26 protein-coding genes are annotated in these 26,356 nt (G+C 38.7%); 21 read left to right on the top strand and 5 right to left on the bottom strand.

The features are described from left to right. The first annotated feature begins 48 nt into the window (after positions 1 to 48). The 7 genes from MPH60_RS21920 (at position 49) to MPH60_RS21950 (ending at position 8,542) form a co-directional block, all read left to right on the top strand. The gene (locus tag MPH60_RS21920) at positions 49 to 2,103 is read left to right on the top strand and encodes a carbon starvation CstA family protein (protein ID WP_241590164.1); all 2,055 of its coding nucleotides are present in this window, start codon (positions 49 to 51) and stop codon (positions 2,101 to 2,103) included. A gap of 13 nt (positions 2,104 to 2,116) precedes the next feature. Beyond that, a complete protein-coding gene (locus MPH60_RS21925) occupies positions 2,117 to 2,320 on the top strand; it encodes a YbdD/YjiX family protein (protein WP_241590054.1) in 204 nt (67 codons plus the stop codon). Positions 2,321 to 2,616: 296 nt separating this feature from the next. Further along, on the top strand, positions 2,617 to 3,831 hold the full coding sequence (locus MPH60_RS21930; protein ID WP_241590053.1) for an ammonium transporter: 1,215 nt from the start codon (positions 2,617 to 2,619) through the stop codon (positions 3,829 to 3,831). 15 nt (positions 3,832 to 3,846) lie between these two features. Next, positions 3,847 to 4,209 (top strand): P-II family nitrogen regulator, encoded by a 363-nt coding sequence (locus MPH60_RS21935; protein ID WP_063235326.1) that lies wholly within the window; start codon positions 3,847 to 3,849, stop codon positions 4,207 to 4,209. Between the two features lie 583 nt (positions 4,210 to 4,792). Next, positions 4,793 to 5,443: a LytTR family DNA-binding domain-containing protein gene (locus MPH60_RS21940; protein ID WP_098370453.1), complete on the top strand. Its 651-nt coding sequence runs from the start codon at positions 4,793 to 4,795 to the stop codon at positions 5,441 to 5,443. Between the two features lie 131 nt (positions 5,444 to 5,574). Next, positions 5,575 to 7,101, top strand: a complete 1,527-nt coding sequence (locus MPH60_RS21945) for an acetyl-CoA hydrolase/transferase family protein (protein WP_241590052.1) — start codon at positions 5,575 to 5,577, stop codon at positions 7,099 to 7,101. 334 nt (positions 7,102 to 7,435) lie between these two features. Then, positions 7,436 to 8,542, top strand: a complete 1,107-nt coding sequence (locus MPH60_RS21950) for an AI-2E family transporter (RefSeq protein ID WP_241590051.1) — start codon at positions 7,436 to 7,438, stop codon at positions 8,540 to 8,542. Positions 8,543 to 8,596: 54 nt separating this feature from the next. Here MPH60_RS21950 and MPH60_RS21955 read toward each other — a convergent pair whose 3' ends face one another. From MPH60_RS21955 to MPH60_RS21965, 3 genes are all read right to left on the bottom strand, one after another. Beyond that, complete coding sequence (locus MPH60_RS21955; RefSeq protein ID WP_241590050.1) at positions 8,597 to 10,015, bottom strand: NAD-dependent succinate-semialdehyde dehydrogenase; 1,419 nt, start codon at positions 10,013 to 10,015, stop codon at positions 8,597 to 8,599. A 204-nt stretch (positions 10,016 to 10,219) separates the two neighbouring features. Beyond that, on the bottom strand, positions 10,220 to 11,488 hold the full coding sequence (locus MPH60_RS21960) for a dicarboxylate/amino acid:cation symporter (RefSeq protein ID WP_241590049.1): 1,269 nt from the start codon (positions 11,486 to 11,488) through the stop codon (positions 10,220 to 10,222). Between the two features lie 229 nt (positions 11,489 to 11,717). After that, complete coding sequence (locus tag MPH60_RS21965) at positions 11,718 to 12,638, bottom strand: ketopantoate reductase family protein (RefSeq protein WP_336275677.1); 921 nt, start codon at positions 12,636 to 12,638, stop codon at positions 11,718 to 11,720. A 614-nt stretch (positions 12,639 to 13,252) separates the two neighbouring features. Here MPH60_RS21965 and MPH60_RS21970 point away from each other — a divergent pair. From MPH60_RS21970 to MPH60_RS22035, 14 genes are all read left to right on the top strand, one after another. Beyond that, on the top strand, positions 13,253 to 13,702 hold the full coding sequence (locus MPH60_RS21970) for a LytTR family DNA-binding domain-containing protein (RefSeq protein ID WP_241590047.1): 450 nt from the start codon (positions 13,253 to 13,255) through the stop codon (positions 13,700 to 13,702). Continuing rightward, a complete protein-coding gene (locus MPH60_RS21975; RefSeq protein WP_241590046.1) occupies positions 13,699 to 14,121 on the top strand; it encodes a DUF3021 domain-containing protein in 423 nt (140 codons plus the stop codon). Before MPH60_RS21970 ends, MPH60_RS21975 begins: the two co-directional genes overlap by 4 nt. Before the next feature lie 11 nt (positions 14,122 to 14,132). Further along, complete coding sequence (locus MPH60_RS21980) at positions 14,133 to 14,402, top strand: 2TM domain-containing protein (RefSeq protein WP_241590045.1); 270 nt, start codon at positions 14,133 to 14,135, stop codon at positions 14,400 to 14,402. A 251-nt stretch (positions 14,403 to 14,653) separates the two neighbouring features. Then, entirely contained in the window at positions 14,654 to 15,589 is a 936-nt protein-coding gene (locus MPH60_RS21985) for an ABC transporter ATP-binding protein (protein ID WP_241615863.1), read from the top strand. Beyond that, entirely contained in the window at positions 15,586 to 16,461 is an 876-nt protein-coding gene (locus tag MPH60_RS21990; RefSeq protein ID WP_241590044.1) for an ABC transporter permease, read from the top strand. Before MPH60_RS21985 ends, MPH60_RS21990 begins: the two co-directional genes overlap by 4 nt. 724 nt (positions 16,462 to 17,185) lie before the next feature. Next, a complete protein-coding gene (locus tag MPH60_RS21995) occupies positions 17,186 to 17,749 on the top strand; it encodes an N-acyl amino acid synthase FeeM domain-containing protein (RefSeq protein ID WP_241590043.1) in 564 nt (187 codons plus the stop codon). 18 nt (positions 17,750 to 17,767) lie between these two features. Next, positions 17,768 to 18,016 carry an acyl carrier protein gene (locus MPH60_RS22000; protein WP_241590042.1) on the top strand — a complete coding sequence of 83 codons (249 nt, stop codon included), beginning with the start codon at positions 17,768 to 17,770 and terminating at the stop codon, positions 18,014 to 18,016. Further along, a complete protein-coding gene (gene fabZ / locus MPH60_RS22005; protein ID WP_241590041.1) occupies positions 18,013 to 18,456 on the top strand; it encodes a 3-hydroxyacyl-ACP dehydratase FabZ in 444 nt (147 codons plus the stop codon). The genes MPH60_RS22000 and fabZ overlap by 4 nt, the downstream gene beginning before the upstream one ends. Then, positions 18,449 to 19,654: a beta-ketoacyl-[acyl-carrier-protein] synthase family protein gene (locus MPH60_RS22010; RefSeq protein WP_241590040.1), complete on the top strand. Its 1,206-nt coding sequence runs from the start codon at positions 18,449 to 18,451 to the stop codon at positions 19,652 to 19,654. Before fabZ ends, MPH60_RS22010 begins: the two co-directional genes overlap by 8 nt. Before the next feature lie 29 nt (positions 19,655 to 19,683). Next, entirely contained in the window at positions 19,684 to 20,637 is a 954-nt protein-coding gene (locus tag MPH60_RS22015; protein ID WP_241590039.1) for a beta-ketoacyl synthase N-terminal-like domain-containing protein, read from the top strand. Between the two features lies 1 nt (position 20,638). Then, positions 20,639 to 21,352 (top strand): 3-oxoacyl-ACP reductase FabG, encoded by a 714-nt coding sequence (gene fabG, locus MPH60_RS22020; protein ID WP_241590038.1) that lies wholly within the window; start codon positions 20,639 to 20,641, stop codon positions 21,350 to 21,352. Between the two features lie 32 nt (positions 21,353 to 21,384). Beyond that, entirely contained in the window at positions 21,385 to 22,320 is a 936-nt protein-coding gene (locus MPH60_RS22025) for an ABC transporter ATP-binding protein (protein WP_241615863.1), read from the top strand. Then, complete coding sequence (locus MPH60_RS22030) at positions 22,317 to 23,192, top strand: ABC transporter permease (RefSeq protein ID WP_241590036.1); 876 nt, start codon at positions 22,317 to 22,319, stop codon at positions 23,190 to 23,192. Before MPH60_RS22025 ends, MPH60_RS22030 begins: the two co-directional genes overlap by 4 nt. Before the next feature lie 23 nt (positions 23,193 to 23,215). After that, positions 23,216 to 23,878, top strand: coding sequence for a 4'-phosphopantetheinyl transferase family protein (locus MPH60_RS22035; protein ID WP_241590163.1), 663 nt, complete (start codon positions 23,216 to 23,218; stop codon positions 23,876 to 23,878). Between the two features lie 220 nt (positions 23,879 to 24,098). On the opposite strand, the gene MPH60_RS22040 is transcribed toward MPH60_RS22035, so the two are convergent. Then, the gene (locus tag MPH60_RS22040; RefSeq protein WP_101224913.1) at positions 24,099 to 24,656 is read right to left on the bottom strand and encodes a 3D domain-containing protein; all 558 of its coding nucleotides are present in this window, start codon (positions 24,654 to 24,656) and stop codon (positions 24,099 to 24,101) included. A 623-nt stretch (positions 24,657 to 25,279) separates the two neighbouring features. Next, positions 25,280 to 26,344 (bottom strand): M20 family metallopeptidase, encoded by a 1,065-nt coding sequence (locus MPH60_RS22045; RefSeq protein WP_241590035.1) that lies wholly within the window; start codon positions 26,342 to 26,344, stop codon positions 25,280 to 25,282. Positions 26,345 to 26,356 lie beyond the last annotated feature (12 nt).

The raw sequence follows: 26,356 nt of genomic DNA on the forward strand, positions 1-26,356 counted from the left end.
AAGGTTTTTATAGTTGTAAAATAGTTCAATGGAGGGGAGATGGAAAAAATGAAAGCGCTTAAGTCGGTTATACTTTGGGGAATCATTTCTGCTTTGGGTGCGGTGAGTTTTGGTTTCGTCGCGCTAAACCGGGGGGAAAGCATCAATGCCATGTGGATTGTCACTGCAGCACTCTGTGTTTATTCAATTGCATACCGCTTTTATAGTAAATTCATTGCACGGAAAGTGTTTGAGCTAGATGACAATCGCCAGACCCCATCGGAAGCGAATAACGATGGGAAGGATTATGTGCCTACAAACAAATGGGTATTGTTTGGCCACCATTTTGCGGCAATTGCCGGAGCTGGCCCTCTCGTAGGTCCCATCCTTGCAGCGCAGATGGGATATTTGCCAGGGACGCTATGGCTTGTAGTCGGAGTTGTATTGGCTGGTGCCGTACAGGATTTCATCATTCTCTTCGGTTCGATGCGCCGTAACGGCAAATCATTGGGAGAGATGATCAAAGAGGAAATTGGACCGATTACTGGATTGATAGCGATGATCGGTATCCTGGGTATCATGATCATTTTATTAGCTGTACTTGCCCTAGTTGTCGTAAAAGCGCTGGTGGGCAGTCCGTGGGGGATGTTCACGATTGCCTCGACCATACCGATCGCGGTCCTTATGGGCATTTACATGCGTTATATAAGGCCGGGTCGGGTTGGTGAAGGATCGATTATCGGAATCATACTATTGATGCTGGCTTTATATTTAGGCCGCTTTGTAGCTGAGAGCGCAACATGGGCGCCAATGTTCACATTCAGCGGGGAAACGATTGCCATCATGTTGATTGTATACGGATTCGTTGCCTCCGTTTTGCCTGTATGGATGTTATTGGCACCGCGTGATTACTTAAGCACATTTTTGAAAATCGGTACGATCATCGGACTTGCACTTGGTATCTTCATTGTCATGCCGAGCCTTGAAATGCCGGCCGTCACTCAATTCATCGATGGAACAGGACCTGTATTTTCCGGGAATTTATTCCCGTTCCTATTCATTACGATCGCTTGCGGAGCGGTATCCGGATTCCATGCACTCGTTTCATCAGGTACAACTCCTAAAATGATTGAACGTGAATCGCATTCACGTCCAATCGGATACGGGGCGATGTTGACTGAATCCTTTGTAGCCATCATGGCGATGATAGCGGCCTGTGTATTGACGCCAGGGATCTATTTTGCCATTAACAGCCCGGGCGCCGTTATAGGAACGGAACCTGCGCAAGTGGCTGCAACGATATCGGATTGGGGTTTCATTTTGACGCCTGAGATGATTACCGGCCTTGCAGAGGATGTTGGGGAAGAGACCATTATATCCCGTACTGGAGGAGCTCCAACCTTTGCTATCGGCATGGCCCATATCTTCTCGCAAGTGATTGGCGGAGCGTCCCTGATGGCATTCTGGTATCATTTCGCGATCCTGTTCGAGGCATTGTTCATATTGACCACCATTGATGCGGGAACCAGGGTAGGGCGTTTTATGATACAGGATATCATCGGCACCTTTTACAAGCCATTTGCCGAAACGAATAAATGGCTGCCCAATATTATTGCGACTGCCATTTGTGTAATCGGTTGGGGGTACTTCCTTTATCAAGGGGTCATTGATCCTCTTGGCGGAATCAATACCCTTTGGCCGTTGTTTGGAATTGCGAATCAGATGCTTTCCGCCATTGCATTGCTGCTTGGGACGACGGTCCTTTTCAAAATGGGCAAAAAAGCGTACACATGGGTCACACTCGTTCCTACTACATTCTTATTGATAGTGACCATGACCGCTGGATGGCAAAAGCTGTTCCACGAAAACCCGGCGATAGGCTTTTTAGCGCATAAGGATAAATTTAAAGCGGCCTATGATAATGGGGAAGTTCTTGCTCCGGCAGCCAATCTGGCCGAAATGAAGCGGGTTATCGTAAATGATTATGTGGATGCTGCCCTTTGTGCCATCTTCATGATCGTGGTGATTACGGTCCTGATTTCCGCCATTAGGTTATGGATAAAGGTCTTGAAGAACCAGAAAATAGATTTACATGAAACACCTTATGTTTCAAGGTCATCATAAGGGAGGGAAGGCAATGTTGAAAAGATTAATTAAAATTCTAAGCTACAGGAAGCAGTTCGTCAGTTTGCTCGTCGGCGTGCCAAGTTATGATACGTATGTGGCACATATGAGAATGCATCATCCTGGGGATCCCGTGAAAACCAGGAAAGAATTTTTCTGTGAAGCCCAGGATGAACGGTATAATGCAAAGGGTGGGAAAGTGTCTCGTTGCTGTTAATTGAATATTTTTTGTGGGTCCTCTATAGGAGGGCCCTTTTTTTATTGAAGCGGGACATAAGTAGAGGGGGAAATGTAACAGTGATGGAGTCGTAAAAATGTGGAAAAGTAATTATAAAACCAAAAAAATCAAATTATCTAAGTCTTTATTCATATTGATGTTATATAACCTAACATTTTTTTGAAAAATATAAAAATTAAGTTGAATTATTAGAAAATTAAGTATATGATAAAAAACATAACATAATAGTGTTAATAAACATAACATATACAAAAAACAAGGGGGAAAAGAACAGTATGGAAATGGCAGATTCGGTATTCATGTTTTTGGCGACAATGATGGTTTGGTTAATGACTCCAGGGATTGCCCTATTTTATGGAGGGATGGTAAAAAGTAAAAATGTCCTGAATACGGCAATGCATAGTTATATGCCATTGGCTGTCATTTCGATTCTTTGGGTTTTGATTGGGTATTCATTATCATTTTCACCTGGTAATACACTTCTGGGCGGTCTGGACTGGGTTGGCTTAAAGGATGTAGGCTTTGCACCTGGACCATACAGCGAAACAATTCCTCATAGCTTGTTCATGTTATTCCAAATGACTTTTGCCGTTTTAACCGTCTCGATCATTGCAGGTGGCATTGCCGAGCGGATGAAGTTTTCAGCATTCCTGATTTTTACGATCCTTTGGTCTTTATTCGTATACGCTCCCGTTGCACACTGGGTATGGGGAGGCGGCTGGCTAGCGGAACTGGGTACACTTGACTTTGCAGGCGGCAACGTTGTTCATATTTCTTCAGGGGTTGCAGGTCTGGTTTTAGCGATCATGTTAGGTAAAAGGAAAGAGTCGGGGGTCAGTGCGCCGCATAATCTTCCTTTAACATTCCTTGGCGGATCATTAATTTGGTTCGGTTGGTACGGCTTCAATGTCGGAAGCGCACTGACAATCAATGAAGTGGCGATGAATGTATTCGTCAACACAGCTGTTGCAGCCGCTGCTGGTATCATAGGCTGGCTCATCGTTGAATATATGGCTAATAAAAAAGCAACATTGCTAGGTGCGGTATCCGGAGCTATTTCTGGCTTGGTGGCCATAACACCTGCTTGCGGATTCGTAACCCCTGCCTCTTCCATCATCATCGGGGTCATTGGCGGTGCCGTATGTTTCTGGGGCGTATTCTTCCTGAAGAATAAACTGGGTTACGACGATGCACTTGATGCTTTTGGATTGCATGGGATCGGCGGGACATGGGGGGGCATCGCTACAGGTTTATTCGCGACCACTTCCGTTAACGAAAACGGTGCAGATGGTTTATTCTATGGAGATTTCAACTTGTTGTGGAAGCAGCTTGTAGCGATCATTGCGACATATATCTTTGTTGCCGTGGTCACTTATATCGTTGCTAAAGCCATTAACCTTTTCGTACCGTTGCGTGTCAGTGAAGAAGATGAGTCAATGGGGCTTGATCTAACACTTCATGGAGAAAAAGCTTATCACGAATCCATTTAAAAGGGGGTTGCTCATATGTCCGAGGTTTTAACGAAAATAGAAATCATTACACGTCCGATCAAGTTTGAACAATTCAAAGCGGAACTTGCAAAAATAGGGGTAAGCGGAATGACTGTATCGGAAGTAAAAGGAACGGGTCTTCAGAAAAGTTATGTGGAAACCTATAGAGGCAGAAATCGTGAAATGTCACTACATGACAGAATGAAAATCGAAATCGTCGTATGTGAAGTGCCAGTTCAGGATGTTGTGGATGTAGCAAGGAAATTCTTGAGTACAGGTAAACCAGGGGATGGAAAAATATTCATTTATGAATTGGCGAATGTTGTGAATATCCGTACCGGTAAAGAAGGTCATGACGCGTTAAAGAATGACATCTGATGCTGTGATTATTTCGGCCGAATAAGCCGGATACAGTAGATTAAGGAAAGGGAGCTGAAAATGGGGAGACTGGTCCGAATTGTTAATGCGAAAAAACAGAAGATCGTTAATACGCTCATTTCAGAGGATGTATATCAACCTGATGACCGACCCTTTTTATTGGAATTGCCACTAAAAAACTTAGAAGAGATATTATCCCTTCGAATAAAATCCTCGTTTCAAAATCCCCGTTTTAAAAAATAACCTTTCGGCCGTTATCCCATTTTGGGAGAGCGGCTTCTTTATGCGTATGATGCCCAAACCCGGCTGTGGAGTTTAAATGTTAGCCATAAGGAAACCTTTTTCTAGAATCCCCCATGGAAATCAGGGAGCTTTCCAACTATAATAAATAAGGATATAAATTTTAATACGATTTTTTTGCTTTTTTTGACACTTTTCGCTTAGTTACTTCCATTTTTCTTTATTTTACGAAAAGTAAATTCAAAAAAATGTAAGTTTTCCAAAAAACGATGAATTATTTCATGCATGCCCTGTTTAATAATAAGGGAAATTATTAATATGTTCTTTTAAGAGGTGAAAGGAAATGGATCAATTTACGGTCGAATCCGTTTTGAATATCATCAGGGAGTTTGTACCGAAGGATGCTTCAATTTCTGTGGCTGATTCTGAAAAATACATTTATTATCAACCGAGCAAACAAGTTGACTTAAGAATAAAACCGGGTGATTTATTCAGTGAAAAAACAGCGACATATAAAGCGCTGAGCGTTCGTAAAAAAATAGGGGTGCAGGTTGAAAGCAATGTATTTGGCGTACCTTACTATGGGCTGAGTGTTCCTATCATGGACGAGGGCAATCCTTTAGGAGCGGTAACGGCCATCTTGCCGTCAAAGCCATTAATCTTACCTACATCATTCTTGACCATTAAAACAGATGACCGCTGGATACCGCTTCCATATGATGAAATTATGTATTTGGAAGCTCAAAATAGGAAAACTAAGATTCAGTCCGAACGTGTGAGTGGATTTCATAAAATGAACTTAAGTGAATTGGAATTCATTTTACCTAGTGATTTATTCATTCGTGTGCATCGTTCGTACATCGTCAATATAAATTATATACAAGAAATCCTTCCCGATTTTCATTCTACATTTTTATTGATAATGAAAGACAACTCCAAAATCCAGGTCAGTCAAACTTATGCGAGTCAATTTAGAAGGGCTTTGGGGTTTTAGTGATTCTCCTTTGTGTGAAAAAAATGCTGGTTTATGCTCTATTTAAGGCTTTTCATTCAGAATCGAATGTGATGATTACACAGGATTGGTAAAATTAAGTGTAAGAAAAGCGAAAAATGGGGGTCTTTTGTATGAACGAAAGCGTTTTCAAAAAAATTCGCAATGAACAATTTAAGGGGAAAGTCGTTACAGCGGAAGAAGCAGCTTCATGGATTAAAGATGGAATGAAACTCGGTATGAGTGGATTTACCCGTGCTGGTGATGCTAAAGTTATTCCGATGGCTCTAGTTGAAAAAGCAAAAACTGAAAAATTCAAAGTTGACGTTTATACTGGTGCTTCATTAGGACCGGAAGTCGATCAACATATGGCGGAAGCCGGTATCATAAACAAACGTTTGCCGTTCCAAGCGGATAAAGGCATTCGCAATAAAATAAATGCTGATGAAGTCACTTATGTAGACCAGCATTTATCACATACAGCTGAACAAGTTCGTCAAGGCATTGTCGGACCTATAGATTTTGCAATCATCGAAGCATTGGCGATTACGGAAGAAGGATTGATCATCCCGACAACTTCTGTAGGTAACTCAGCCATATTCGTTCAAGAAGCTAAACATGTAATCATTGAATTGAACGTGTCCCATCCAGAAGGATTGGAAGGGATGCATGATATATATACACCAGCTGAACAAGGGCAACGCGAACCGATTCCTATGACTAAAGCTAGTGATCGCCTTGGATCGATCGGTATTGCGGTTGACCCTGAAAAAGTAATGGGAATCGTCATTTCTACAGATCTTGATGCACCTTCTACAATCGTGCCTCCGGATGAAGAAACTGCAACAATTGCCAACCACCTCATTAACTTCCTTCGTGAAGAAATCAAGGCTGGCCGTTTAACTGAAAGCCTTGCTCCGCTTCAGTCGGGTGTAGGTTCAGTGGCAAATGCAGTATTCGCTGGCTTCCTTGATTCTGAATTTAAAGATTTGGAAGTTTATTCAGAAGTGCTGCAAGATGCGGTTTTCGATTTAATCGATGCTGGAAAAGTTAAATTCGCTTCAGGTTGTTCGATCACATTAGCTGAAGAAAAAGGTAAACAAGTTTACGGTGAGCTTGAAAAATACCGTGATAAACTAGTTCTTCGTCCACAAGAAATATCTAACCATCCTGAAATCATCCGCCGCCTTGGCTTGATTTCAATCAATACAGCGTTAGAGTGCGATATCTATGGGAACGTGAACTCGACACATGTTTCTGGGACAAGAATGATGAATGGAATCGGTGGATCGGGAGATTTTGCCCGTAACTCACGCCTAGGCATTTTCGTAACGAAATCATATGCAAAGGGCGGCAAGATTTCCAGTATCGTTCCATTCGTTTCTCATGTGGATCATACTGAACATGATGTAGATGTATTAGTGACAGAGCAAGGGATTGCTGATTTACGTGGTTTGGCACCAAAAGAGCGCGTAGAATTAATCATTGAAAATTGTGCGCATCCAGACTACCGTCCACAGCTTCGTGCATACTTCACTGAAGCTGTTGCGCAAACTGGCGGGCATCAAACTCCACACATTCTTGAAAAAGCATTTTCATGGCATACAAACCTAGCTAAAAACGGTACGATGCTTGAAGCAGTACTTCAAGATCAGAAATAAGACTCAAAACCACCCCGCCAATACGGCGGGGTTTTTTTATTTGGGACCGTTTCCCGTATTGGGTGGAAAACCATGAATCTTTCAATTTGCATGATGGTGCATATTAGTTTTTTTCCTCTTACATATAAAAGATTTAAAGTGTAAAATGATGCTTAACCATCAAAAAGATAGGGAACTGTATCTTTAGGCTTTTTCTTTTATTTTTGTATATAATTATACATTCAAGTTATAGAAGTATGGTAAACTGCTAACAATGAAGGATTATCATACATAGATTTTTTCGTTTCCTTAGAAATAAGGAGTCATATAGAATGCTTATAGTGGAGGAGATTATTTGTTCAAGCAAAAACTGCATTTTTGGACGTTAGAGTTATTACTATTGTCTTTACTTTTTTATGTTGGTACAAAGATTTCTTTTCTTTTTGAACCAATCGTGATTTTTACCTCGACATTGTTCTTTCCAATCTTGATTTCAGGTTTTCTCTACTTTTTGTTCAACCCTACCGTCGATTTCCTCGTTAAAAGGAGAATGCCAAGGGGATTGGCGATTTTATTGCTTTACGTATTTTTCCTTGGGTTGATTAGTTTGTTGGTCGGTCTGGTCGGCCCGTCATTGTCCAAACAGGTTACGGATTTAGTCAATAACCTCCCGGATTATTTCAATCAAACAAGGAAGTTCATTGAAGATTCAGCTGAGTCAAAATGGTTTTTGTGGACGGTAGAACAAGATTATGTACCACTGCAAGAAGTAGGGGATTCGCTGCAAAAATATTTGACGAACTTACCTAGTAATATAACGAACAGTTTAACTTCCGTTTTCAGTGTGGTGACGAATATTACGTTGGTGGTCGTGACGGTTCCTTTCATCTTATTTTATATGTTGAAGGATGGGGATAAGCTTCCGGCCGCCATTATGAAATTCGTACCGGTTCGCTATAGAAAACCGGCTTTAACAGTACTTCAGGAAACTGGCGGGACTCTTACCACATACATACAAGGGCAGATGCTTGTTTGCATGTTTGTCGGGATCGGAACGTTCATCGGGTATTTGATCATTGGTTTGCCTTATGCGTTCTTATTCGCGCTGATTGGTGCTGTAACCAATATCATTCCATATGTAGGTCCGTTTATCGGAGCCGCACCTGCCGTCATTGTGGCGTTGATTCATTCACCGACCGAGGCGTTATTGGTCATTCTCGTTGTAACGGTCATTCAGCAATTGGATGGTAATTTCATTTCTCCATTAGTCATCGGGAAGAAATTGAACACACATCCGCTTACCATCATCATCCTTTTGCTCGTCGCCGGAAACATTGCCGGTATCATCGGTATGATTTTGGCGGTTCCAACTTACTCCGTTGTTAAAACGATTGTATTGAATATCGTAAAATTCATCAGGATCCGAAAAGAGGAAAAGCTTGAAGAGGATATATTGGAATGAAAAAACGGGTCCGACTCAATTGAGTCGGGCCCGTTTTCAGTGCGCCTAAATAGGTTACAAACCTAAGGAAATATATTTTACTTCCAGGAATTCTTCGATGCCTTGGTGTCCGCCTTCACGGCCGAGCCCGCTTTGCTTGAATCCGCCGAATGGTGCTTGCGGTACGGAAGGAAGTCCATCGTTCAAGCCTACAATTCCGAATTCAAGTGCCTCGGTGAATTTGATGCCCTTGGTGATATTTTCAGTGAAGACGTAAGCTGCCAAACCGAAGATGGAGTCATTTGCCCTCTTGATTGCCTCTTCGTCAGTCTTAAAGGAGGCTATAGGAGCTAGTGGACCAAATGTTTCTTCCTTCATGCAGAGCATGCTGTCATCAATGTTGGACAGTACGGTTGGTTCAAGAAAAAGGCCGCTTATTGATTTACCGCCAGCTTCGAGCTTGGCTCCGCTGCTGATTGCTTCATCTATTTGTTTTTGAACCTTATCCACTGCATTTTGATCGATAAGCGGGCCGATATCGACGCCATCTTCCAGTCCGTTTCCTACCTTTAGTTCCTTTACCTTGGCAACGAGCTTTTCGATGAAGGCTTCTTGAATGGCTTCGTGGACATATATGCGATTTGAACAGACGCATGTTTGTCCTGCGTTACGGAATTTTGAACTGATGATGCCATCAACCGCTTTATTAAGGTCGGCATCCTCAAGAACGATTGCTGGTGCGTGACCTCCAAGCTCAAGCGAGATTTTCTTTACCGTGTCAGCTGAGCCCTTCATAAGGGTTTTGCCAACTTCTGTAGAACCGGTAAACGTCAATTTACGAACCCTCGTATCTTGAAGCCAAGTTTCACCGATTTCTGACGATTTTCCTGTCACGACATTGATGACTCCTTTTGGTATGCCAGCTTCTTCAGCTAATTCAGCCATTTTTAAAGCTGTTATGGGAGTCAGGTTTGCCGGTTTAATGACGACTGTGCAGCCGACGGCAAGCGCTGGTGCCACTTTTCTTGTAATCATGGCTGCAGGAAAGTTCCAAGGCGTAATGACAGCTACAACTCCGACAGGCTGTTTAGTCACGAAAAGCCGCTTATTGGACACGGAAGCAGGAATCGTTTCGCCGTACACCCGTTTTCCTTCTTCGGCAAACCAAGATAAAAAGCCGTTTGCATATGTCATCTCACCAAGAGCCTCTTTAAGGGGCTTGCCTTGCTCTTCAGTCATGATTTTCGCCAGTTCTTCTTTATTTTCATCAATCAATCGATGCCATTTCCAAATTAGTTCAGCACGTTCGTAGACCGAGAGTGCGGCCCAGCCCGTAAAGGCCTCATATGCGGCATCTGCAGCCTTTGCCGCTTCAGTTGCACCGCCTTTAGGAACGGTGGCAACTATTTCATCCGTTGCCGGGTTTCTCACTTCAATTTTATCCAATCCAAAATCCGACCACTCACCGTTAATAAATAATCCGTAATCCTTCATGATAAAACCTCCTAATTTGGTTAAATCCATCAAACTACTAAAACTTTTAACTTTATACTTTTACCAGTTACATAAAAGTATAAACACTTTTCACTGATTCTGAAATTTATTTGATTGGCTATTTATAGAAAATTGGCTAATTGATAGAAAGGGAGCAAAGAAAAAAAGAGGTGCAATTTGCACACCTCTTCATTCAGGGTTCGATTATTTTTCCGATGAGACGGCCACTTCACTCATATCACCTGAGATGGCTTGGTTTGGATTGAATTCACCTTCTGATTTAGAAATGACAACTGTAGCAACACTGTTACCGATTAGATTGGTGATGGCACGTGCTTCAGACATGAAGCGGTCTACTCCCAGTAATAATGCCATTCCTTCAACTGGAATCATTGGGAAGGCAGCTAATGTTGCAGCAAGTGTAATGAAACCGGATCCCGTTACACCGGCAGCTCCTTTGGATGTTAACATCAAGATTCCTAGAAGGGTCAATTCCTGCCAGATGCTTAAATCGACACCATAGGCTTGGGCGATGAAAATCGCTGCCATGGATAAGTAGATCGATGTGCCATCGAGGTTGAAAGAATAACCCGTTGGGACAACCAACCCGACTACCGATTTTGAGCAACCGTATTTTTCGAGTTTTTTCATCACGCTTGGCAGAGCGGATTCCGATGAAGATGTTCCTAAAACTAAGAGGATCTCTTCTTTTATATAGGCTATGAACTTGAAAATATTAAAGCCGTAGATTTTTGCGATCGTTCCAAGGATAAAAATGATGAATAGTGCCATGGTGATATATACACTACCCATTAATTGTCCTAACGAGGTTAAAGAACCAAGGCCGAACTTACCGATTGTATAAGCCATTGCTCCAAAAGCCGCCAATGGAGATACTTTCATGATCATACCGACGATGCCGAAGAATATATCGGCAATATGCTGAAAGAAAGATACGACTGGCTGCACTCTCGGTCCCATTGCCGCCATTGATAATCCGAATAATACGGCAAAGAATAGAATAGGGAGTAAGTCTCCGCCAGCCAGTGCTGCAACGGCATTATCAGGAATGATATTAGAAATGAAAGCAACGGCGCCATGTTCCGTTTCGGAAGCGGCTGTTGTATATTGTGATACATCTCCGCCCTCGACTGAATCGATATTAAAGCCTTTACCAGGTCCCAGCAAATTGACCACGATGATTCCGATGGCAAGTGCGAAAGTGGTAACGATTTCAAAATAGAGCAGGGCCTTTCCGCCGATGCGGCCAACCTTTTTCATATCACCCATACCGCCAATTCCAATTACGACGGTTAAGAAGATGATTGGTGCAATGACCATTTTAATCATTTTAATAAATAAATCAGCTAATATCTTCAGTTGTTCACCGAAAGCAGGGAAGAAGAAACCGACTGTTATACCCAGAATGATACCGATGATGACCTGAACTGTTAGATTTTTTAATATTTTCAAGGTGCATTCTCCTTTGTTATATGATAGCGCTTTCTAAACTTTGTTATAGTGTAACAGAAGGAAGAATCAGAATATTCTTTTGGTGATATTGTTTTCTTTTTGTTCTTTTTGGTCTTGGGATTTTTAATAACTGAAGGGTGGGAGAGGGAATAAAGTGTCTATTAGGGTTCATGATAGATTAATAAACTGCAATAAAAAAATACCGGTGGGGCGCCGGTATTGGGGAAAATCAATTTTCGAATGGTTTTATGAGTGCATAAAGGGTTCCAATCACAGGAAGTTTCAAACCTGCCTTGTCGGCAAGCCGCAGTGCACCGCCCTGTAAATGTTCCACTTCCAGGGTTAGGCCCTTCCGGCGGTCCTGGTGCATGGAAGAGGTGGATTCGTCAGGTAAACCTGCCATGTTTTCCAACGCTTGAGCAATATTCTCCACAGTAATACCGACGTCATAAGCATTTGCAAGCTCCTTCATTTCAACAAGGACCTTTTCTAGCAATCCATTGGTTTCCGGGAATCTCCGTATCGTGCCGATAGGGAGGTTCGATGCAGTTGTCACACCGGAAAAAGCGGTGATGAACATATATTTGATCCACATCCTGATCAATATGTTTTCCGTTCTGCTTGCCTTCATGATAGCTGATCCGGCCGCCTGTTCGAATTCATCACAAATCTTGTTTTGTGAAGGATGAAGCGGGCCATAGATTAAATCGTGATTTTCATTGGAGTGAATGACATGACCTTTTTCATCAAGGGTAGCTATGATGAAGGCGCTTCCTCCCAAGACGGCTTCTTCGCCCAGTTTGTCCTGTAAAATGGATACATGCTCCAACCCGTTCAAAAGCGGGAGGACCTTTGCGCCCTTTTCAACAAGGACCTGTAAATCTGTAAGGGTGCCTTGCAGATGCTGTCCTTTCACCGCAAGAATCACGAGATCGACCTTTTCTATATCATTTACATTCTCTGTGATATGAAGGTCGTTGAATTGGTAGTTTCCATGTGGGCTGGTTATGCTGATCCCGTTTTCTTTCAATTGTTTGGCGCGGTTTTTTCGGACAAGGTATTGAACATCCTGCCCGGCCTGCTGCAACCTGCCCCCAAAGTAGGAGCCGAGTGCCCCAGCCCCTATAATGACAATATTCAAAGCGCACACCTCTCTTTTGATTAAGATGTACTAATCATAACATTGACTGAATTTTCGGTAAATGTTATGCGGGTTTTTAGTTACATTTTATTGTTTATAGGGCGTGGCTGCCTAAGTCAATCGGTCCTCTTGACTGTGGTCAAAAATGGAAATTTAGAGTATGATTGCTTTACCATTATATTTAGGAAAATCCTGTTTAATAGATAATTCTGCACAGTATCACATGGATACTGTGTTGTTTTAGTTGACAAAAGGAAAAGGCATTTGTGATTTTATAGTGAAATAGATTCGAGGAATGCCATCGAAATTTATATTGTTCCAGCCTTATGTATTTCATATCTCTAATTCCTATTGCCCTTCGAGATCTAGCTGTTAATTCGTAAATTACCTTAGTTTATGTAGGGCGGAACAGTAAAATTGTTCATAAACGAAATTGAAAGGTTATTACTACATGTAAACTTCAGGGGATTTTAAAAAGTGTTGTTTTTTCGATATAAAAAGAGTATGAAATGTATTTTATAATCAATTCCAGGTAAGTTATAGATCGTTTTCAACCACTTATGATTAAATTTGAAAAATAATGAAATGACCATGGTATATTTTAGAAGAAGCGGAGGAGGCTTATGCAAATTAAGCTAATAATCGATGAAAAATATGTCGAGCCAGAAGTAGTAATCCATGCAAATGAGTATAGCGGCAAAATAGAACAACTTATGAAGTATTTGAAGGCTACGAGTACAGATGTAATTGACGGATATTTACAAAAAGAAATTTTCATGTTGAAAATTGTCGACATTTACTTTGTATTTTCAGAAGGAGCTAAGGTTTACTTTCAAACAGAAGAAAATGAATATGAATCAAAGCGTAAGTTATATGAACTTGAGGAGTTATTAGAAAAAGATTTTGTCCGTGTAAATAAATCCACACTTGTGAATGTAACGAAAATTTCCTCTATGAAGGTTGAGGGAATGGGGATGATGCAGCTCGTGATGAATAATGAAACGACTGTCCTTGTTAGTCGTTCGTATTTAAAAGGTCTTAAAAAGAGATTAGGAATCGGGAGGGATACATGATGAAAATCATTATGCAGGTTTCCCTTTTAGGAATGGTAATCGGACTAAGTATTTCCTATACAATCATTACTATTATCTTATTACAAAATCCAACCCATAATATAGACGGTCAGGAGTTATTTTTAGAATTTCTTTTAGCTATTATACTTGGGTTTGGCTGTGGTATAACTTTACTTGTTTTTTACATTGAGCGATGGCCGATAACGGTCAAACTATTCATACATTATGCCGTTTCTTTATTGCTTGTACTTGCTTGCGGTGCAAAAGGGCAATGGTATGAAAGCCCATTTGAGAATCCTATGGCAATCATTGTGTTCTTTATTATTCACCTTGCGATATACCTTGTTATTTTATGTGTGATTTATTGGATCAATTTCCAGGAAGTGAAAAGCATTAATGAAAAATTAAAAAGACGATAGAGGGATAAAATATGTCACAAAATAGATATGAGAATGCAAGAAAACGCGTAAAGGAATTAAAGTTATTATATGTTCATTTAGTTTGGTATATTTCTGTGAATGTTATGTTAATTTTTATTAATATGATGACTAGCTCCGGCAGTTGGTGGTCAATTTATCCTTTAATGGGATGGGGATTGGGTATTGTCGCACATTGTTTATATACCTTGGTACTAAGTAGATGGGGCAAAGAATGGGAAGAGAAAAAGATAAAGGAATACTTAACTAAAGATAATGAATAAATTAATCATGGCCGATATATTTCGTTAGCTCAAGGATATGAGTGAACCATGGAATTCCTAAACTGAACGACCAATTATTGATTATTATGGATACATAGTATTATAAATGTAATAACAATCTGTAAAAGTTACTAGTTAAAAACTAGTGAAATATTATTTTTTCTTGCGAAATATATAACTGGACAAATTATCACAGTCGATGGAGGTTTGATGATCTAATACCTCCAGTATAGATTGAAGAGGGTGAAGGAATGCCGGAAGAACAAGCCATTATTAAGGTAACGAATTTGCAAAAAAAATACGGTTCATTTGAAGCAGTAAAAGGGATATCCTTTTCCGTGAAAAAAGGGGAGCTATTTGCCTTTCTGGGAACCAATGGGGCAGGCAAATCGACAACGATCGACATCCTGTGTACGCTGCTAAAAAAAACCGCTGGGGATGTCATGATCGATGGCTGTACCCTTGGTGAGGGAAAAGGAAACAACTCGATTCGCGATAAAATCGGGGTTGTATTCCAGGAGAGCATATTAGATGAACGTTTAACGGTTTATGAGAATATTATGAACCGGGGCCACTATTATAATTTGAGCAAAAGTCAAATTCAAGAAAACTATCATTTTGTTTCGAAATATTTGAACCTGGATGATATAAAAGCTAAAAACTACAGCACTTTATCAGGCGGGCAAAGGAGGCGGGCGGACATTGCCCGTGCCATTATCCATAAACCGAGTATATTATTCCTGGATGAACCGACGACGGGGCTAGATCCGCAAACGAGACTATTTGTTTGGGAGGCCATTAAGAGGTTACAGGAAGAGACGAATATGACCATTTTTCTAACAACACACTATATGGAAGAAGCGGCCGTGGCTGATCATGTAGTTGTCATAAAAGAAGGGCGTCTGGTCGCAAAAGGTACACCTAGTCAATTGAAGGATGAATATGCATTTGATAGTATGCATTTAATATTTAACCAGGCTTTTGATCCCCCGTCATGGTTTAAGGAGAAACGATTATCCTATACGTTGAAAAATTCAACGTACACCCTTCGCCTGCCTTCTACGTTAGATGCGTATGGCATTTTAAAAGAACTGGAGGGGGAAATAAAATCGTTTGAGGTTATAAAAGGAAGTATGGATGATGTCTTTATCAACATTATAGAGGAAAAAGGGAGTATCTCACAGTGAAATCCTTGTACCACTTAATCAGTAGGAATAACAAAATATACCGTCGCGATCGTACACTATTGCTTCTTTCCTTATTGTCCGTTTTCATTGTCATTCTATTGTATGCGGTATTCTTACAACAAACCCAAATCGACACAATAAAAGAACTTGTCGGAAGCACGAAAGCATCCAAAGCGATGGTCAATGAATGGATGGTCGCAGGGTTATTATCGATTACTGCAGTAACGACAACTCTAGGTGCATTCGGGATTATGGTCAAAGATAAAGAAAGCAAAAAAACAAATGATTTTTTAACGGCGCCATTATCAAGATCAACTATACAGTTAAGCTATGTTATAAATTCATTTGGAATTGGCCTGTTTTTCTCGTTACTTGCCTTCGTGGGCTGTGAGCTATTTCTTGTCTTGGCAGGCAGTGAAATCATGAGTGGTGTGAAGATTTTAAAGGTATTGGGCATCATTGTTCTTTCGGTTGCCTTATCCAGTTCAATAAATTTATTCTTGACGCTTTTCATCCACACGCAAAACGCATTTTCCACACTGAGTACAATCGTCGGAACGGCCATAGGTTTTTTATGTGGGGTGTATGTCCCTATTGGCGGTGTCCCCACTTTTGTGCAGAACATCATCATGTACTTCCCGATAAGCCATACGGCCGTCCTCCTGAGGCAAGCGTTCATGACGGATTCGGTACAAACTGTATTTAAAGATGCGACTCCGGAACAGATCTTGGAATACAAGAAACATTACGGTATAGTATACGAAATGAATGATAAGCTTGTGACATCCGCTTATAGTTTATGGATGATCCTAATTACGATGGTTGCCTTCACTATAATATCCCTCATCGTATTCAAAAAGAAAAATAAATAACCATGAGGATCTTTTTATTGAATATATAAATAAAGAGATAAGCATTTGGGGATATTCAGATTACTCAGCTTGAAATTAATTAATTCTGGGTGAATGACAAAAGCAACCGATGAAAGAGTATTGAACGTATTACATACTTGTTAAACTCTCCGAATCAACTGAATAGGTTACCAAACTCAATATAAAATCCCCCCTCTACGGCTAGAGGGGGGATTTTTTTCCTTAAAGAAACTTTTATTCATCGTTTTATTCAATATAGATAAGGATGAACCGTAACTTGGGAAAGTCTAACAAATTTTGCTCTTCTTTAAATTTTTATATATATATAAAACTATTTTTATATATATATAAAGTTATTTTGGTTTAACGTACCAAATAAAACAAACAGGAACAAAAGACCTAAAAAAAACCAAAATTTTTACCCAAATTTATATATATATGTTAATATATAACTTAATGGGAATATTTTAATGAAAAATATGGTAATTAATGAGTCTTATTTCATGTTTTTTAATGAGAGTATTTAAAAAGGTGATCCTTTTGACTTATTAATAAAAGTATTAAAAATCATTTGGATTATTTTAAAGTTTTATTTAAATAATAGTTTGTAATATGAAAATAAAATCTTGAAAATACTTTATAATCTTTTTGCATAAAAATTGATAAAACAGTAACAACTTTTTTACGGTTTGAAAAATATCATTTTTAAGGAGGTGATGAATAGATGTTGAAGGCAAAAATCCTAGAATCAGAAGGAGAAAAAAATGAACTTTACTCAGTTAGATATAAGGTTTTTGTAGAGAATGAAAAAACCGTACCTGCTGAAGAATATCCGAATGGATTACTAAAAGATAAGTGTGATGAACATGCTTATCATATAGGTTGTTATGAAGGTAATGTATTAGTGGGCTTTTTTTCTTTAATTGTAAAAATAAAAGACGAGTTATTGGAAGTTGAACAAACCCATAACTTAGTATCGAAGCATGATGAAAAATATGCAGAGGTAATGAGATTAGTAGTATTGGATACTCCTTATACTAATAGTATTTCTCTGAAAGGAAACGTTTTGAATCTTTTGTTCGATAGGTTGAAAGATATCATAATTTCTGAAGAAATCACTCATTTACTTTTACAGAGTAGAGAAAAATCAAAAAAGATGTATGAGCGTATAGGTTTTTTACAGGTGGGTGACTATAAATTATATAGAGGTACATCCTATCAATGTCCTATGAAACTTGATGTCATGCAAGTAAATCAAAGAATAGTAAATATAGCAAACAATAAATGATGAAGGATGAGATTTTTAATGAATATAGAAAAAAAAGAGAAATTGGTTGAAATGATTGCAGAAATTTTGGAGGTTGAAATTGAAGATATAAAAGACGATACGGATTTAGTAGAAGAACTAGACGCCGATTCAATGATGGCTTTAGAAATTCTAGCTAGTGTGGAAAAAGAGTTTCAAATTAAGATAGCAGAAGAAGAATTACAAAAGTTTACATCATTAAACAACATTATTTCTGTCATTGAAGAAAAGAGCAAGGAATTAGTATGAACTTTTTAACGCATGATCATGTATTAAATACATTACCTCAAAAATATCCATTCCTTATGGTAGATAGAATAGTTGAGTTTGATAATTCTAAGATAGTTTGTATGAAAAATGTTAGTGGGAATGAACCATGTTTTCAGGGACACTTTCCTCATAAGAAAATTTTTCCTGGTGTTTATATAACCGAGGCAATGGCACAATCTACTATCCTTTTGTTTTCATTATTAAATGAATCATCGATAGAAACTGTAGAGGCTTTACCCCTTCTATATCATACAAATGTAAAGTTTAAAAAAGTAATTGTGCCCGGGGATCAGATGATGATAAGTATAAACATCGTTAAAAGAATAAGTAATGCCGCTATCGTTCAAGCAGTAGTGAAAGTAAATGATGAAAAATGTGCATACGGTGAGTTGACTTTTACTCTTAGGGGAGATGAATAATTTGAAGAGAGTAGTTGTGACAGGAACTGGAGCTATCACTTCCATAGGTCTTAATTCTAAAGACTTTTTAGAGTCCTGTTTAAAGGGGAAGTCAGGTATTTCCTTAATAGAGAAGAAGGGATTACAATTAGTCGGTCCTAGTTATGGAGGCCAAATTAAGAATTTTGATTCTTCTGAATTCATTAAGGTGAATGATTATCAATCAATTGGGAGAGGTTCGGCTTTGCTAATAGCTAGTATGTATGATGCTATTAGCAACGCGAATTTAGATTGCCATACATACCAAAAAGCAGACTTATTCGTTGGGACGACTATGGGAGAAATAGCTATTGAGACAACAGATAATAACCGTTATTTGGGAGTATCAAGTCCAGAGAAATTACTTGACCAATCCTTTTTATATACGTTATTAGCCAATGCTTGTAGAGAATTTTCTTTACAAGGAGAGACAATGCTGATTGCAAATGCTTGTTCTGCTGGAAATTATGCTATTATTCAAGGTTTCGAGAAGATAAGGAAAGGAGAACAATCCATTTGTTTTACAGTAGGAGAGGATCCCTTTTCAACAATAGCATATTATGGATTCAATAGATTGAAAGCAATTGCTTCAAGTAAGTGTAAACCATTTGATGAAAATAGGGATGGTATGCTTGTTGCTGAAGGAGCAGGGTGTCTAGTATTAGAAGAGTTGGAACATGCTAAAGCAAGAGGAGCTAATATTTTGGCGGAAATAACAGGGTATGGAGTTTCTTGCGATGCCTATCATATTACAGCTCCCCATCCTGAATCTAAGGGTGTAATACGAGCTATGGAAAAAGCAATACATAAAGCGAACATTAAATTAGAGGATATAGATTACATCAGTGCTCATGGCACAGGAACTCAGGCAAATGATAAAGCGGAGTCTTATGCAGTAAATAACTTATTTAAGAGGAAAGTACCAATGAGTTCAATAAAATCTATGATAGGCCATTCCATGGGGGCTGCGAGTTTATTGGAAGCTATTGTTTGTTGTAACGCTGTGGATCAAAATATTGCTCCCCCCACTATAAATTTTGAAACAGAAGATGAAAATTGTGACGTTGACTGCATACCGAATAAAGCACGACAATTCAATATTGAGTATGCAATGAATAATTCATACGCATTTGGTGGCGCAAATTCCAGTATAATTTTTAAAAAATTCAGGGAGAATTGAATTGATAAAATGAAAGGATGAGTATCAATATGAATATTATTGGTGTAGGTAAGGTTCTTCCTCGAGAAATTAGCGCTGATAGCATAAAAAGTGGAATCGAAATAGAAGGCATTTACGAACCGGAAGATTTTGATATAAAAAAATTCATTAAATATAAAGGACTTCGTTCTTTGACAAAAGCTACAAATTTGGCGATTGCTTCTGTTAGTGAGGCTATAAAGGATGCAGGAGAAAAATATGAATTGCATCCTTCTGAGAGAATTGGAGTTTTTGTAGGAAGTACGCTAAATCCAACTGATGCTGCTTTTCATTTTATGTCAGATGTGTATGAAGCCTCAGCAGACTTTGTTAGTCCATTAAAGTTCTCTAGTTCGGTATTGAATAGTATTTCAGGCTGGACTTCTATTGTCTTTGGGATAACGGGATTAAATTCCACTGTTATATCCGGAAACTTATCCGGTATTGATGCGTTAAAAATGGCTACAACTTATATAAATAATGATGTAATTGACATTGCAATAGTTACAGCTGTTGAAGGAAATGAAGAAGGATCTATTTATCATATGGGTAATAATTCGTATAGCATTAATGCCATCGCAGGAGCTATTACGGTGATTATTGAGAATAATGAAGGTCATGCTGCAATTAACAAGATTCATAGTTTTCAACATTATGAAAAAAACAGAGAAAAAATAATATTCAACTTAGAACAAGAATTAAAAATTGGTAAATGTAAAAATATTATCTATGGATCAACTAATAGTAATGATGAATTGATTTCCGAATATTTGAGAGATAATATGTCGACTCATGATATTAACATTATTAATACTTCTAAAAGTATAGGAACTTCTAATTCACTATCTGGATTCTTAAAATTAATCACTTCATTAGATTTAGAAGGGGAAACATTAATCATTGAAACTAATGAGGTTGGAAATGATAGTATTTTAAAAATAAATTCAGGGATAAAGAGGACCTAAAATGAAAAAAACAGTAATTATTACAGGTGGGACTGGAGATTTAGGCCAGTCAATAATCGATAAGTTTTATAGAAATGATTACAATGTTTATTTTACATATTTCGGTAATGAGACGAAGGCTAGACTAATTGAAGACAATAATCCTGGTGTTACTGCAATTCATGTTGATATTAGAGATTATAATCAAGTAAGAGGATTTATAGAGTCAATTTATTTAAAAAATGAAAGAATTGATTGTTTAATTAATAATGCAGGAATCAAAAAGGATAAAACCATTTCATTCATGAATCAAAAATCTTGGCAGGAAGTAATTGATACCAATTTAAATGGTACATTCAACTGTTGTAAATTTGTATCTAAATATATGATTAATCAAGGTCACGGGAACATTGTTAACATTTCTTCAGTTTCTGGTATCAAAGGTATAGAAGGTCAGACAAACTACAGTGCATCAAAAGCAGGAATCAATGGATTAACAAAAACTTTGGCAAAAGAGTTAGGGAAATACAATGTACGGGTCAATGCTATATGTCCAGGTTTTATTCAGTCAGATATGACAAGTAATCTAGACGAAAATAGACTGTTGGAAATGATTCCTTTAAGACAATTGGGCGGTCCGGATGATGTAAGTGAACTAGCTTATTTTCTTGCTGAAAGAAATTCGAAATATATAACTGGACAAATTATCACAGTCGATGGAGGTTTGATGATCTAATACCTCCAGTATAGATTGAAGAGGGTGAAGGAATGCCGGAAGAACAAGCCATTATTAAGGTAACGAATTTGCAAAAAAAATACGGTTCATTTGAAGCAGTAAAAGGGATATCCTTTTCCGTGAAAAAAGGGGAGCTATTTGCCTTTCTGGGAACCAATGGGGCAGGCAAATCGACAACGATCGACATCCTGTGTACGCTGCTAAAAAAAACCGCTGGGGATGTCATGATCGATGGCTGTACCCTTGGTGAGGGAAAAGGAAACAACTCGATTCGCGATAAAATCGGGGTTGTATTCCAGGAGAGCATATTAGATGAACGTTTAACGGTTTATGAGAATATTATGAACCGGGGCCACTATTATAATTTGAGCAAAAGTCAAATTCAAGAAAACTATCATTTTGTTTCGAAATATTTGAACCTGGATGATATAAAAGCTAAAAACTACAGCACTTTATCAGGCGGGCAAAGGAGGCGGGCGGACATTGCCCGTGCCATTATCCATAAACCGAGTATATTATTCCTGGATGAACCGACGACGGGGCTAGATCCGCAAACGAGACTATTTGTTTGGGAGGCCATTAAGAGGTTACAGGAAGAGACGAATATGACCATTTTTCTAACAACACACTATATGGAAGAAGCGGCCGTGGCTGATCATGTAGTTGTCATAAAAGAAGGGCGTCTGGTCGCAAAAGGTACACCTAGTCAATTGAAGGATGAATATGCATTTGATAGTATGCATTTAATATTTAACCAGGCTTTTGATCCCCCGTCATGGTTTAAGGAGAAACGATTATCCTATACGTTGAAAAATTCAACGTACACCCTTCGCCTGCCTTCTACGTTAGATGCGTATGGCATTTTAAAAGAACTGGAGGGGGAAATAAAATCGTTTGAGGTTATAAAAGGAAGTATGGATGATGTCTTTATCAACATTATAGAGGAAAAAGGGAGTATCTCACAGTGAAATCCTTGTACCACTTAATCAGTAGGAATAACAAAATATACCGTCGCGATCGTACACTATTGCTTCTTTCCTTATTGTCCGTTTTCATTGTCATTCTATTGTATGCGGTATTCTTACAACAAACCCAAATCGACACAATAAAAGAACTTGTCGGAAGCACGAAAGCATCCAAAGCGATGGTCAATGAATGGATGGTCGCAGGGTTATTATCGATTACTGCAGTAACGACAACTCTAGGTGCATTCGGGATTATGGTCAAAGATAAAGAAAGCAAAAAAACAAATGATTTTTTAACGGCGCCATTATCAAGATCAACTATACAGTTAAGCTATGTTATAAATTCATTTGGAATTGGCCTGTTTTTCTCGTTACTTGCCTTCGTGGGCTGTGAGCTATTTCTTGTCTTGGCAGGCAGTGAAATCATGAGTGGTGTGAAGATTTTAAAGGTATTGGGCATCATTGTTCTTTCGGTTGCCTTATCCAGTTCAATAAATTTATTCTTGACGCTTTTCATCCACACGCAAAACGCATTTTCCACACTGAGTACAATCGTCGGAACGGCCATAGGTTTTTTATGTGGGGTGTATGTCCCTATTGGCGGTGTCCCCACATTCGTGCAGAACATCATCATGTACTTCCCGATAAGCCATACGGCCGTCCTCCTGAGGAAAGCATTCATGACGGATTCGGTAGAAACTGTATTTAAAGATGCGACCCCGGAACAGATCTTGGAATACAAGAAACATTACGGCATAGTTTACGAAATGAATGATAAGCTTGTAACATCCGCTTATAGTTTATGGATGATCCTAATTACGATGGTTGCCTTTACTATAATATCCCTCATCGTATTCAAAAAGAAAAATAAATAACCATGAGGATCTTTTTATTGAATATGAATTCCATTCATAAAACAGATTTTCATAGTTTGTGGGATACATGTTTGTCAGAAAATAGGGCTAGGTATATCAATAGTTCAAGTCAATACAGAAAGCAAACTATATTTGCAGGAGATATACTGTTGCGCTATGCTTTATTGAGTGAAAAATTAGATATTTCAAAAGTTAAGATAGGTTACGGCAAAAATGGAAAACCTTATATAAAAAATGGTGGGATTCATTTTAATTTATCTCATAGTAAGAATTTAGTTGTTCTAGGAATAGGAAAACAAGAATTAGGTATCGATATTCTATGTGAAAGAAAGATAAATAAAGAATTAATTAAGTATTTTTTTAGTGAAGAAGAACAGAGATACCTCCATCACTTAAAAGAAGGAAAACAGGATTATTATTGGAATGCGTTATGCTATAAAGAGGCATATATTAAATGTAGTGGTGGTAAAATAATAAATATGAAAAACAGGCTTGTGTGTCCTAAGGATTTACAGTATGGCAAAGTAAACAGAGTGAAACAGGAAAGAGAACAGATTGAAAGCATATTCTTCAAAGCTTCAAATTACCATATTTGTATGATTTCCAATAATATATCAAGGAAATTAAATATTGAGATTTTAGATATGGATATAATACATAGGAAAATTGAAGGTTTGATTTCATGATAAGCATGATATTCCAAAAATAACTTGATTTTTTTAAACGATCATAGGCTTCTTTTATGTCGAAGTGTCGGCATAAGGGGAGTCTGTTTTTTGTTTTATAGTTTACAGCATCCAATACCGTTTTTATAGTGATCTTTGTATGGAATCTATTGACCTTCCGGAAAAGAATTGCAAAAAAAAACAGCCCTGTGTATCCAGAGCTGATCAGATTCTACTATCATTATTTATAGATTTTTACTTTAACGGTTTTTCTGCCCCAATTGATAGCTTTTGAGTGAGAAGAGTAGAAGACGTCAATTTTATTCCCTTTGATTGCGCCGCCTTTATCTGCCGCAATGGCATCCCCGTATCCTTCTACATGAACTTTTGTTCCAAGTGGAATGACTTTAGGGTCAACTGAGATGGCTTTTACGTTAGGGTTTTTCTTTAAGTTAAGACCCGATGCTGTAATCCCGCTGCAGCCTTTGCAGTTCGCTGTGTAAGCTGTTGCCTTCACCGTGATCGTTTTATATTTTTTTGATGATGATGATGTTTTAGCTTTAGGTTTAGCGGCGGTCGATGTTTTCTTGACCTTTAAAACTTGTTTTGGATGGATGTTATCTTTTTTCAGGTTGTTCCAACTTTTGAGTTGATTGACTGTTATATTATGTTTATTGGCGATACCCCATAGTGTGTCGCCGCTTTTAACTTTGTATGTAGTAGTAGCAGCCGATGAAACTCCGGAAAAACTAAATACCAAAAAGAAAGCAGTGAATAGTGGAAGTAGTATTTTTTTCAAAATGAATAGTCTCCTTTGTTTTAAATCGTAGACTTAGAATAACAGGTCTTTATGACAATAATGTTTCGGTGGAATAGTAATTGTGTTACAAAAAGGTTTCCCTTGATAAATAAATGTAATATAAACTAGGTCAAAAGTACTTGTCTGATAAATGTAAATATATTATTTATTATGTCAGTATAAGCGTATTTTTGCTAAATAGTGTTGATATAATGGCGTATCCTGTTTAATGAGGTAATATATGGATGTTAAATCCCTGGTTTTAAAGTCCTGAATATTTTGTAAAAAAACAACGTAATAAAAGACAATTGAATGCTGTTTATTTTAGTAGGAGAGGATATTCGGAACATGGAAATAGCCGGCATCTATGTGATGCCGGCTACAGTTATTTTGAGAGTATGTAACATTTCGAAGGTTGATTTCCATTCCAGGCACCTGCTTTCCGCGGGCGGTCCGGGAGCCTCCTCGGCGCTTTTGCGCCTGTGGGGTCTCCCTTGAACGTGCTTTTCCCGCAGGAGTTCATGCACCTTCCGTTCAAATCAACTGTGTTTTATAATTGAATTCCTAATTGTCTTCAAACGGATCAGACATCTATGTGATGCTGGCTTTTTTCATGTTTTGGATTAATGTAAAACAAATTCAGAAGCGAAATCGACTAGCATTTTTTGATAGACTGCCACCGATTCAAGATTGACGCATTCCCTATCTCCATGCCAGTTCTCACCTTTTGGTCCGAATTCAATCGCTGGGATATCATATGCCGCAAAAAAGACGGTATCTGCGGAGCCGTGTTGTCCAAAAATGACAGCGTCTTGCTTGGTGTTTCTTTCGATAATCGGACGGAGCAGAGTGATGAATGGGTCTGACTCTTCGGTTTTTACAGGTTTACTGTACATATTGAGGTGAACATTATTTCCTGTCACACTTTCGATCTGAGCAATGATATCTTCCATTGTTTGCGTAGGAAGATAGCGAATATCTAGACTTAGCAAACAGGCATCCGGTACCTTATTATAGACCTCCCCGCCTTTTATTTTTGCTAGGTTAAGTGAAGGGGAAGAGTAAAGGGGAGTATGATCCCGGGTGAAAGGAAGTTCCTTTATTTTTTGATAAAGATCATAGGCCTTTTCAATTGCATTCACGCCTTCCCATGGACGGCTTCCGTGTGCGGACTTGCCGGATACTTCAATATCGAGACGAAGGGCACCTTTTGCCTGGAGCCCGATTCCCAATTGCGTCGGTTCCCCACAGATCACAAAGTCCCCTCTATAACCATGTTTCGCTAAATATCCGGAACAGTTCAACCCGCCAATCTCTTCATCCGATACGATCTGAAGCTGGATTTTCAAACCTAAATCCTTATCTTTCAGTTCGGTAAATGCACACATCATCCCTGCAACCCCGGCTTTCATATCGGCTGTCCCGCGTCCATATAAGTTTCCTTCATGAACCTCAGGGAAAAATTGATCCGGCGTTCCGCTGACAACATCGACATGGCCATTCCAAATTAGGGTTTTATCTCCGCTGCCAATCTCGCTTACAAGCATCTTATAACCGTTATTTACGATCACATTCACGGTAAGTCCTTGATCTTTAAGCCAGTCCGCACAGTAATCAACTGCTTGGTTAGCTCCTTCTTTCGATGAACTGTCGATGGATACTAAATCTTTAAGTAACTCGATGAGCAAAAAGAAAACCTC

The sequence above is a fragment of the Peribacillus sp. Aquil_B1 genome (genome assembly GCF_022603275.1).
In the GTDB taxonomy this organism is placed as follows: Bacteria; Bacillota; Bacilli; order Bacillales; family DSM-1321; genus Peribacillus.

Excerpts from the sequence above, each read along its gene's own strand:
- MPH60_RS21920 (WP_241590164.1), top strand. The coding sequence starts at position 49 with ATGAAAGCGCTTAAGTCGGTTATACTTTGGGGAATCATTTCTGCTTTG.
- MPH60_RS21925 (WP_241590054.1), top strand. The coding sequence starts at position 2,117 with ATGTTGAAAAGATTAATTAAAATTCTAAGCTACAGGAAGCAGTTCGTC.
- MPH60_RS21930 (WP_241590053.1), top strand. The coding sequence starts at position 2,617 with ATGGAAATGGCAGATTCGGTATTCATGTTTTTGGCGACAATGATGGTT.
- MPH60_RS21935 (WP_063235326.1), top strand. The coding sequence starts at position 3,847 with ATGTCCGAGGTTTTAACGAAAATAGAAATCATTACACGTCCGATCAAG.
- MPH60_RS21940 (WP_098370453.1), top strand. The coding sequence starts at position 4,793 with ATGGATCAATTTACGGTCGAATCCGTTTTGAATATCATCAGGGAGTTT.
- MPH60_RS21945 (WP_241590052.1), top strand. The coding sequence starts at position 5,575 with ATGAACGAAAGCGTTTTCAAAAAAATTCGCAATGAACAATTTAAGGGG.
- MPH60_RS21955 (WP_241590050.1), bottom strand. The coding sequence starts at position 10,015 with ATGAAGGATTACGGATTATTTATTAACGGTGAGTGGTCGGATTTTGGA.
- MPH60_RS21970 (WP_241590047.1), top strand. The coding sequence starts at position 13,253 with ATGCAAATTAAGCTAATAATCGATGAAAAATATGTCGAGCCAGAAGTA.
- MPH60_RS21975 (WP_241590046.1), top strand. The coding sequence starts at position 13,699 with ATGATGAAAATCATTATGCAGGTTTCCCTTTTAGGAATGGTAATCGGA.
- MPH60_RS21980 (WP_241590045.1), top strand. The coding sequence starts at position 14,133 with ATGTCACAAAATAGATATGAGAATGCAAGAAAACGCGTAAAGGAATTA.
- MPH60_RS21985 (WP_241615863.1), top strand. The coding sequence starts at position 14,654 with ATGCCGGAAGAACAAGCCATTATTAAGGTAACGAATTTGCAAAAAAAA.
- MPH60_RS21995 (WP_241590043.1), top strand. The coding sequence starts at position 17,186 with ATGTTGAAGGCAAAAATCCTAGAATCAGAAGGAGAAAAAAATGAACTT.
- MPH60_RS22000 (WP_241590042.1), top strand. The coding sequence starts at position 17,768 with ATGAATATAGAAAAAAAAGAGAAATTGGTTGAAATGATTGCAGAAATT.
- fabZ (WP_241590041.1), top strand. The coding sequence starts at position 18,013 with ATGAACTTTTTAACGCATGATCATGTATTAAATACATTACCTCAAAAA.
- MPH60_RS22010 (WP_241590040.1), top strand. The coding sequence starts at position 18,449 with ATGAATAATTTGAAGAGAGTAGTTGTGACAGGAACTGGAGCTATCACT.
- MPH60_RS22015 (WP_241590039.1), top strand. The coding sequence starts at position 19,684 with ATGAATATTATTGGTGTAGGTAAGGTTCTTCCTCGAGAAATTAGCGCT.
- fabG (WP_241590038.1), top strand. The coding sequence starts at position 20,639 with ATGAAAAAAACAGTAATTATTACAGGTGGGACTGGAGATTTAGGCCAG.
- MPH60_RS22025 (WP_241615863.1), top strand. The coding sequence starts at position 21,385 with ATGCCGGAAGAACAAGCCATTATTAAGGTAACGAATTTGCAAAAAAAA.
- MPH60_RS22035 (WP_241590163.1), top strand. The coding sequence starts at position 23,216 with ATGAATTCCATTCATAAAACAGATTTTCATAGTTTGTGGGATACATGT.